General features: G+C 68.9%; 8 protein-coding genes. 7 read left to right on the plus strand and 1 reads right to left on the minus strand.

All coding sequences use genetic code 11. From position 1 onward, the window contains the following. The 6 genes from Y704_RS19635 to Y704_RS0107250 all read left to right on the plus strand — a co-directional run. Positions 1-403 (plus strand): phosphotransferase (locus tag Y704_RS19635; protein WP_155850260.1); only part of this gene is annotated, 403 nt, incomplete at its 5' end. Between the two features lie 165 nt (positions 404-568). Next, complete coding sequence (gene tdh / locus Y704_RS0107230; protein WP_026549624.1) at positions 569-1612, plus strand: L-threonine 3-dehydrogenase; 1044 nt, start codon at positions 569-571, stop codon at positions 1610-1612. 25 nt (positions 1613-1637) lie between these two features. Then, positions 1638-2849: a glycine C-acetyltransferase gene (locus tag Y704_RS0107235; RefSeq protein ID WP_026549625.1), complete on the plus strand. Its 1212-nt coding sequence runs from the start codon at positions 1638-1640 to the stop codon at positions 2847-2849. A gap of 42 nt (positions 2850-2891) precedes the next feature. Continuing rightward, positions 2892-4001 (plus strand): NAD(P)/FAD-dependent oxidoreductase, encoded by a 1110-nt coding sequence (locus Y704_RS0107240; protein WP_026549626.1) that lies wholly within the window; start codon positions 2892-2894, stop codon positions 3999-4001. A 195-nt stretch (positions 4002-4196) separates the two neighbouring features. Next, positions 4197-4679: a cation:proton antiporter regulatory subunit gene (locus Y704_RS0107245; protein WP_026549627.1), complete on the plus strand. Its 483-nt coding sequence runs from the start codon at positions 4197-4199 to the stop codon at positions 4677-4679. Positions 4680-4686: 7 nt separating this feature from the next. Beyond that, complete coding sequence (locus Y704_RS0107250) at positions 4687-5871, plus strand: cation:proton antiporter (protein ID WP_026549628.1); 1185 nt, start codon at positions 4687-4689, stop codon at positions 5869-5871. Between the two features lie 56 nt (positions 5872-5927). On the opposite strand, the gene Y704_RS0107255 is transcribed toward Y704_RS0107250, so the two are convergent. After that, positions 5928-6746, minus strand: a complete 819-nt coding sequence (locus tag Y704_RS0107255) for a siderophore-interacting protein (protein WP_026549629.1) — start codon at positions 6744-6746, stop codon at positions 5928-5930. A gap of 263 nt (positions 6747-7009) precedes the next feature. On the opposite strand from Y704_RS0107255, the gene Y704_RS0107260 reads away from it, so the two are divergent. Next, positions 7010-7578 (plus strand): response regulator (locus Y704_RS0107260; protein ID WP_026549630.1); only part of this gene is annotated, 569 nt, incomplete at its 3' end.

The following is a 7578-nucleotide window of genomic DNA, read 5'->3' on the forward strand; positions in this document are numbered from 1 at the left end:
CCCGCCGGCGGCGCCATCCGCCGGAAAGCTGCTTGCGCTCTGGGAAGAGCTGGCGGCCGTTCCCGTCTGGTCGGGCGACTCCCTCTGGCTGCACGGTGACCTCCATGCGGGAAACCTGGTGCTGGGCGCCGGAGGTGAGCTGTGCGGCGTCGTCGACTTCGGCGACCTGTGCTCCGGCGATCCGGCAACCGATCTCGCTGCGGCCTGGCTCGTCTTCGATACCGAGGGCCGCCGCGTCTTCTCCGACACCCTGGAGGCAGGCCGTCCCACCGATCCGGATACGTGGCAGCGCGCTCGCGGCTGGGCGCTGGGCATGGGCAGTGCGATGGCGGCGGGTTCCGATGACCATCCGGCGTCCAGTGCGCTCGGCAGTGCTGCCCTGTGGGCTGTGCTCGAGGGCTGAGGCCTGATGGGCACCCGCGGCGCGCAGGCCGGCCACGCCCGACGAGGGGAGGGCCGGGCCCAACCGCCCGCTGATATCGTGGCAGGGGGCATATCCTGCCCCGACCACGAACGCCGGCGTCCGGCAGCCCATTCCCGCTGCCGACAACCGGTGAAAGGACACTTCTTGAAGGCGCTGTACAAATCCGGAGCGCACCCCGGCTTCGAGCTGGTGGACCGCCCCGAACCCTCCGCCGGCCTCGGCGACGTCAAGATCCGCGTGATGACCACCGGGATCTGCGGCACCGACCTGCACATCGAATCCTGGGATCCCTGGGCACAGGGCATGATCAACGCGCCCCTGATCCCGGGCCACGAGTTCTACGGCGAGGTGGTGGAGCTGGGGGAGTGCGTCCGCGATGTGCGGGTGGGTGACCGCGTGTCCGGGGAAGGACACATCGTCTGCGGCATCTGCCGGAACTGCCGGGCGGGCCGCCGACAGATGTGCATCCGGACCTCGAGTGTCGGCGTGCAGCGGGACGGGGCCTTCGCCGAGTTCGTGGTGATCCCGGAAACCAACGCCTGGGTGCACTCGGCCGGAATCACCCCTGAACTCGGCGCCATCTTCGACCCGTTCGGCAACGCGGTCCACACCGCCCTCAGCTTCCCGCTCGTCGGCGAGGACGTGCTGATCACCGGTGCGGGACCGATCGGCCTGATGGCCATCGCCGTCGCCCGCCATGCCGGTGCCCGGAAGATCGCCATCACCGACGTCTCCCCACCCCGCCTCGAGCTGGCGCGGACCGTGGGCGCCGACATCGCCGTCGACGTCAGCCGGACCCGCATCCGGGACGCGCAGCGCGAGCTCGGCATGAAGGAGGGCTTCGATATCGGCCTGGAGATGTCCGGTCACGCAACAGCGTTACCCGAGATGATCGACAACATGAACCACGGCGGGCGGATCGCCATGCTCGGCCTGCCGTCGGGGCCGATCTCCATCGACTGGGGCAAGGTGGTCACGCACATGCTGACCCTGAAGGGCATCTACGGACGTGAGATGTTCGAGACCTGGTACGCCATGAGCGCCATGCTGCAGTCGAACGCGGGACTGCGCACCGCAGTGGCCAGCGTGGTCACCGACTGCCTGCCCGCCGCCGAGTGGCAGCGCGGCTTCACCATCGCGCGCGACGGCGAAAGTGGCAAAGTGGTCCTCGACTGGACCTCCTTCTGAAATCCTTCCATCCCTAAGGAGCACCATGTACTCATCCGTCCAGAACCAGCTCGCAGGAGAACTCGAGGAGATCCGAGGAGCGGGCCTGTTCAAGTACGAGCGTCGCATCTCCTCGCCGCAGTCCAGCCGCATCACGGCCGGAGGCCCCGGCGGCGGGAACGCCAGCGTGCTCAACTTCTGCGCCAACAACTACCTCGGACTGGCGGACCACCCGGACATCATCGCGGCGGCCAAGGACGCCCTGGACGAACGCGGTTTCGGGATGGCGTCCGTCAGGTTCATCTGCGGCACCCAGGACCTGCACCTCGACCTGGAGGAGCGCGTCTCGCAGTTCCTCGGCACCGAGGACACCATCCTGTTCTCCTCCTGCTTCGACGCCAATGGGGGAGTCTTCGAATCGCTGCTCGGCGCCGAGGACGCCGTCATCTCCGACGCCCTGAACCACGCCTCGATCATCGACGGCATCCGGCTGAGCAAGGCGCAGCGGTTCCGCTACGCGAACCGGGATATGACTGAGCTCGAGGCCCGGCTCAAGGAGGCCTCCTCGGCGCGGAGGCGCCTGGTGGTCACCGACGGTGTCTTCTCCATGGACGGCTACCTCGCCCCGCTGGAGGCCATCTGCGACCTCGCCGAGAAGTACGACGCCATGGTGATGGTCGATGACAGCCACGCCGTCGGATTCATGGGCGCCACCGGAGCGGGCACTCCCGAGCACGCGGGAGTGGCACACCGCGTCGATATCTTCACCGGGACCTTCGGAAAAGCCCTCGGCGGCGCATCAGGAGGCTACGTGGCCGCACGCCGCGAAATCGTGGCAATGCTGCGCCAGCGCGCACGTCCCTACCTCTTCTCGAACTCCCTCGCGCCATCGATCGTCGCCGCGACGCTGAAGGCCCTCGATCTGGTGCAGGACAGCGCCGAGCTCCGGGCCACCCTGACCGCCAACGCCGCGCACTTCCGCCGGCGTATGACCGAGGAGGGCTTCGAGCTGCTGGAGGGCGAGCACGCGATCATCCCGGTGATGTTCGGGAACGCGGTCGTCGCGGGCAGGACCGCCGACGCCATGCTGGCCCACGGGGTCTTCGTGACGGCGTTCAGCTATCCGGTGGTTCCCAAGGGAGCAGCTCGCATCCGGGTCCAGCTCTCCGCGGCCCACACGGCAGAGGATATCGAGGCCTGCGTGGCAGCGTTCGTCGCCGCCCGGGCGGAGTCGGCACACGCCCTGCGCCCCGAATAGGGAACAACCGTCGGACACGGGCCGGACGCCTAGGATGACGGCATGAACCTTGAGTGCGACGTCCTGATCATCGGTGGCGGGATCGCCGGGCTGTCCCTCGCCTCGGAACTCGCGCCGCATCGCAGCATCGTGCTGGCCGAGGCCGAGCCGACGCTCGCCTACCACACGTCGTCGCGTTCTGCCCGGCAGCTCATTCCGAGCTACGGGCCGCCCGAAGTGCAGGACCTCACGCGGCGCACACTCGAGATCCTTACAGCGCTGCAGGCGGAAACGGGGCTCGCGCTGACCGCTCCGCGTGCCTTCCTGCTCGTGGGCAGCGCCCGCGACGTCGCCGCGAAAGCCAGCGGCTCCATGCGCCCCATTCCCCACTCCGAGGCGCTGGAGCTGTGCCCGCAGCTGCAGCCGGACGTCTTCGAGGCGGCCGGGATCGACACCACCTGTGTGGGCGCCGACACCGACCTGCTGCTGGAGTACCACCGCCGCGCTGCGGAGGACGCCGGCGTGATCGTGCTGACACGGTCCCGGGTGACAGAGGCCCGGTACGACGACGACGCCTGGCTGGTCCGGGCAGGCCGGCGGGACGTCCGTGCCGGCGTCGTCGTGAATGCTGCGGGCGCCTGGGCGGACGCGGTGGCCGACCTGTGCGGTGCAGCGCCGCAGGGGCTCATCCCGTTCCGGCGTACCGCGGCGATCGTCGCCGCCGCGTGCGTGCCCGATACCCGCATGCCCATGGTGGCCGCCGCGGACGATTCGTTCTACTTCCGAGCGGAGAACAGGGGGCTCCTCATCTCGCCCTGTGAGAGTGTGCCGGCCGTTGCCGGCGACGCGCAGCCGAACCCCGGCGACATCGACACGCTCATCGAGCGGCTCAACAGCATCACGACTCTCGGCATCACCTCGGTGACACGGTCCTGGACCGGTCTGCGGACCCAGACAGCACGCGGCCTGCCGGTGGTCGGTTTCGACCCGGGAGTTCCCGGTCTTTTCTGGCTTGCGGGACAGGGAGGCTACGGGTTCCAGACGTCGTCGGGCCTCGCCGAACTCGCCACGGGACTCCTGACAGGCACGGGGGACGCGACAGGTCCGGCCGCCGGACTCCGCCCGCGCACCGGTGAGGAGATTTCCCGGGACGGTGCGCCCGAATGGTCCTAGGGTAAATTCTCGGCGCTTGTTGATTGCGGCCGAGGTCAACAGCGCCGCGCAGCGCATCCGTGCGGCGGTTCCCATCGCCACCGTCATCCACCTCGAGCCCGACCTGTACTCACGTCGGCGACGCCCACAGCGAACAGCGGCCTCCGGGCGGCCGCATCCGCCGAGGAGACCCGGCGGCAGGCCTAGGATTGAGGCATGAAGGTCATCGAAACGCGTTTGCCCGGCATCGGAGTGCGGCGCGAGATCATCACGAACTCGGGCCGCCGGGTGGGGATCGTCGCTCAGCGCGACGGCGATCTCGACCTCATCATCTCCAAGGCGAACGACCCTGACACCTGCATCGCTTCCATCCGCCTCACCACGGACGAGGCTGCCGCGATCGGCAACCTCTTCGGTTCGCCGCAACTCGTCGGCCAATTGAGGGACGAACACCGGGACCTGCCGGGTGTCAGTACCCGGCAGTTCCTGATCACTCCCGGGTCACCCTTCGACGGACGTTCCCTGGGCGAGACCCGCATGCGCTCGCGGTCGGGTGCCTCCCTCGTGGCCGTGCTGCGCTCGGGGCAGGTGCAGGCGTCCCCAGGACCCGATTTCCAGCTCGCCGCCGGTGATCTGCTGGTGGTGGTGGGTACCTCCGAGGGGCTCGACGCCGCGGCGGACATTCTGCAGCACGGCTGAGCCGGGCGTGCACACCACCGCTCTGACCCTCATCGAGCTCGGCAGCGTCCTCCTGTTCCTCGGAATCCTCGGCCGGCTCGCAGGCCTTATCGGGCTTTCGCCCATTCCCCTGTACCTGATCGGCGGTCTCTTCTTCGGTTCCGGCGGCTTGCTCGAGCTCGAGGGCGTGGTGAATTTCAGCGAGGTGGCCAGTGAGATCGGCGTGGTGCTCCTGCTCCTGATGCTCGGCCTCGAGTACACGGCGAAGGAGCTCGTCACCGGACTGCGGCAATCCTGGATGGCCGGAATCGTCGATCTCGTGCTCAACTTCACGCCCGGCGTCCTGGTGGGCTTCATCCTCGGGTGGGGACCCGTGGGGGCCCTCGTGATGGGCGGCGTCACCTATATCTCGTCGTCGGGCATCGCGGCAAAGGTCATGAGTGACCTCGGGCGCCTCGGTAACCGCGAGACGCCCACCGTGCTGGCGATCCTCGTGTTCGAGGACCTCGCCATGGCGGTCTACCTGCCCATCCTCACCGCGGTGCTCGCGGGTCTGAGCTTCGCGGGCGGCCTCGGTACCGTCGGTGTCTCACTCCTTGTCGTCACGCTCGTCCTCGTGGTTGCCCTGCGGTGGGGCAATGTGGTGTCTGCCGTCGTCGACAGCAAGGACCGCGAGGTGTTCCTGCTGACGCTCATCGGCGCTGCGCTCCTGGTGGCGGGGCTCGCCTCGGCACTGCAGGTCTCGGCCGCAGTCGGCGCGTTCCTGCTCGGCATCGCCATCTCAGGGGCGACGGCGGAGAACGCGGCCCGCGTACTGGAGCCCCTGCGTGACCTCTTCGCCGCCATCTTCTTCGTGGTGTTCGGGCTCAACACGGATCCGGCGTCCATCCCGCCGGTGCTGGGTGTCGCGCTGGTCCTCGCGCTCGTCACCTCCGCGACCAAGATCGGCACCGGGTGGTGGGCGGCGTCGCGCCAGGGCATCGGGCGGCTGGGCCGGGCGCGCGCCGGAACCGCGCTGGTAGCGCGCGGCGAATTCTCGATCGTCATAGCGGGGCTTGCTGTCGCCTCCGGCGCGGTCGACGGCCAGCTCGCGCCCCTGGCGACCACCTACGTGCTGCTGATGGCAGTGCTCGGCCCGGTGATGGCCCGGTTGGCGGAACCGGCGATGGAACTTCTCGCGCGGAGGCCGCGGGAAGCCGTTGAGCCCGCGTAGCTCCGCGCGCCGTCGAACGGCACCCGGGTGCCGTGGACGGCCTGTCCGTACGCCGGCTAGCCCTCGAGAATCCTGCCCACAGGTTCCTGCTTCTCGGCCTGGAAGCGGTCCTCGCTGCGGCCGGACGCCCAGTAGCCGGACAGGGAGACCTGGCTCCGCTGCAGGCCGCACTCCGTGAAGAACACATCCCGCAGCCGTTTCATCGATTCGCGCTCGCCGTGGGCGAAGACCTGTACCCGGCCGCTGCGCCACACAGCCCGTCCGACGGCGCCGGACAGCAGGGAACCGGGCGCCGCGCCCCGTCGGAAGAGCCAGGTGACCGCGACGCCGGGCGGCGCTGTGAGCGGCTGGGCATCCCTGTCGTCCTCCACCTCGAGGAAGGCCTCGCCCACCGCGTCCGGCTCGAGGGCCTCGAGGGCCGAGGCGATGGCCGGCAGGGCCGATTCGTCGCCGGCGAAGAGGTGCCAATCCGCTGTCCTGTCCGGGCTGTATCCTCCACCTGGGCCGGCGACCACCAGAGTATCCCCCGGCCGGGCCGCCGCAGCCCAGGGCCCGGCGATACCTTCATCCCCGTGGACCACGAAGTCGATGGCGAGCAGTCGAGCTTCGTAGTCCACCCACCGCACCGTGTAGGTCCGGGTCACGGGCAGGTCCGCAGGGTCCAGCCGTTCCCTCAGGGCCGGCAGGTCATAGGGCGGCGTCAGCCCCAGCGCAGGGTCGGCAAAATGGATCTTCACGTACTTGTCGGAGAAATCATTGCCGCCGAAGGATGAGAACCCGGCGACCACGCGGACCATCGCCGGGCTGAGCCATTCAGTGCGCTGGACGGTCAGGATGGTCTGCGGTTTGGGCTTTCGTGCGGGGGTGACGCTCATGTGTCCGGTCTCCTCGGTGGTTGCTTCAAGGCTAGCAATGAGCCGTCGCCGGGCGGTGCAGCTCCTCGCGAGGGGCTTTCCCCAGCTCTCCCGGGCCCTGCTGGGGCTCTCTCGTGTACTCCCAGGGCTCTCCCGGGCCTCTCACCGGCTCCCCCGGAGGGTGGACTATTTCCTGCCGGAACAGGCGCTTCCGCTGATACGATGTGCGCTAGGTTCCTGACGGAGGGAGCGTGCCGCATGGTGGTGGACGCGGATGGACGGGCATGAGAAGGCCCACGATCCTGACCGTCGACGACGACCCCATGGTCTCCGCCGCGATCGTTCGTGACCTGCGCAGCAGATACGGCGCCGACTACCGGATTGTGCGGACCACCTCCGGAGCCGAGGCGCTCCGGATACTGGCCGAACTGGCGCTCCGTGACCAGCCGGTCGCGCTGATCGCAGCGGACCAGCGCATGCCCCGGATGACAGGCATCGACATGCTCGAGCAGGCGCGGAACCACGCGCCCAAGGCCAAGTACCTGCTGCTCACGGCGTACGCCGACACGGACGTCGCCATCAAGGCCATCAACGACATCGGGCTCGACTACTACCTTCTGAAGCCGTGGGACCCTCCCGAGGACCGGCTGTTCCCGGTCATCGACGACCTGCTGAGCGACTGGCGATGGGCCAACCCCGACACGACCTCGGACGTGCGGGTCATCGGGTACCGGTGGTCCGACCGCAGCTACGACGTGAAGACCTTCCTGGCCCGCAACCATGTGCCCTACCGATGGTTCGACATCGAGCGCGACGCCGAAGCCGAGCGGCTGCGGCTGCTGGCCGAAACGCC

The sequence above is a fragment of the Arthrobacter sp. Br18 genome (genome assembly GCF_000520555.1).
Taxonomy (GTDB): domain Bacteria; phylum Actinomycetota; class Actinomycetes; order Actinomycetales; family Micrococcaceae; genus Arthrobacter_D.

Excerpts from the sequence above, each read along its gene's own strand:
- Y704_RS0107255 (WP_026549629.1), bottom strand. The coding sequence starts at position 6,746 with ATGAGCGTCACCCCCGCACGAAAGCCCAAACCGCAGACCATCCTGACC.
- Y704_RS0107235 (WP_026549625.1), top strand. The coding sequence starts at position 1,638 with ATGTACTCATCCGTCCAGAACCAGCTCGCAGGAGAACTCGAGGAGATC.
- Y704_RS0107240 (WP_026549626.1), top strand. The coding sequence starts at position 2,892 with ATGAACCTTGAGTGCGACGTCCTGATCATCGGTGGCGGGATCGCCGGG.
- Y704_RS0107245 (WP_026549627.1), top strand. The coding sequence starts at position 4,197 with ATGAAGGTCATCGAAACGCGTTTGCCCGGCATCGGAGTGCGGCGCGAG.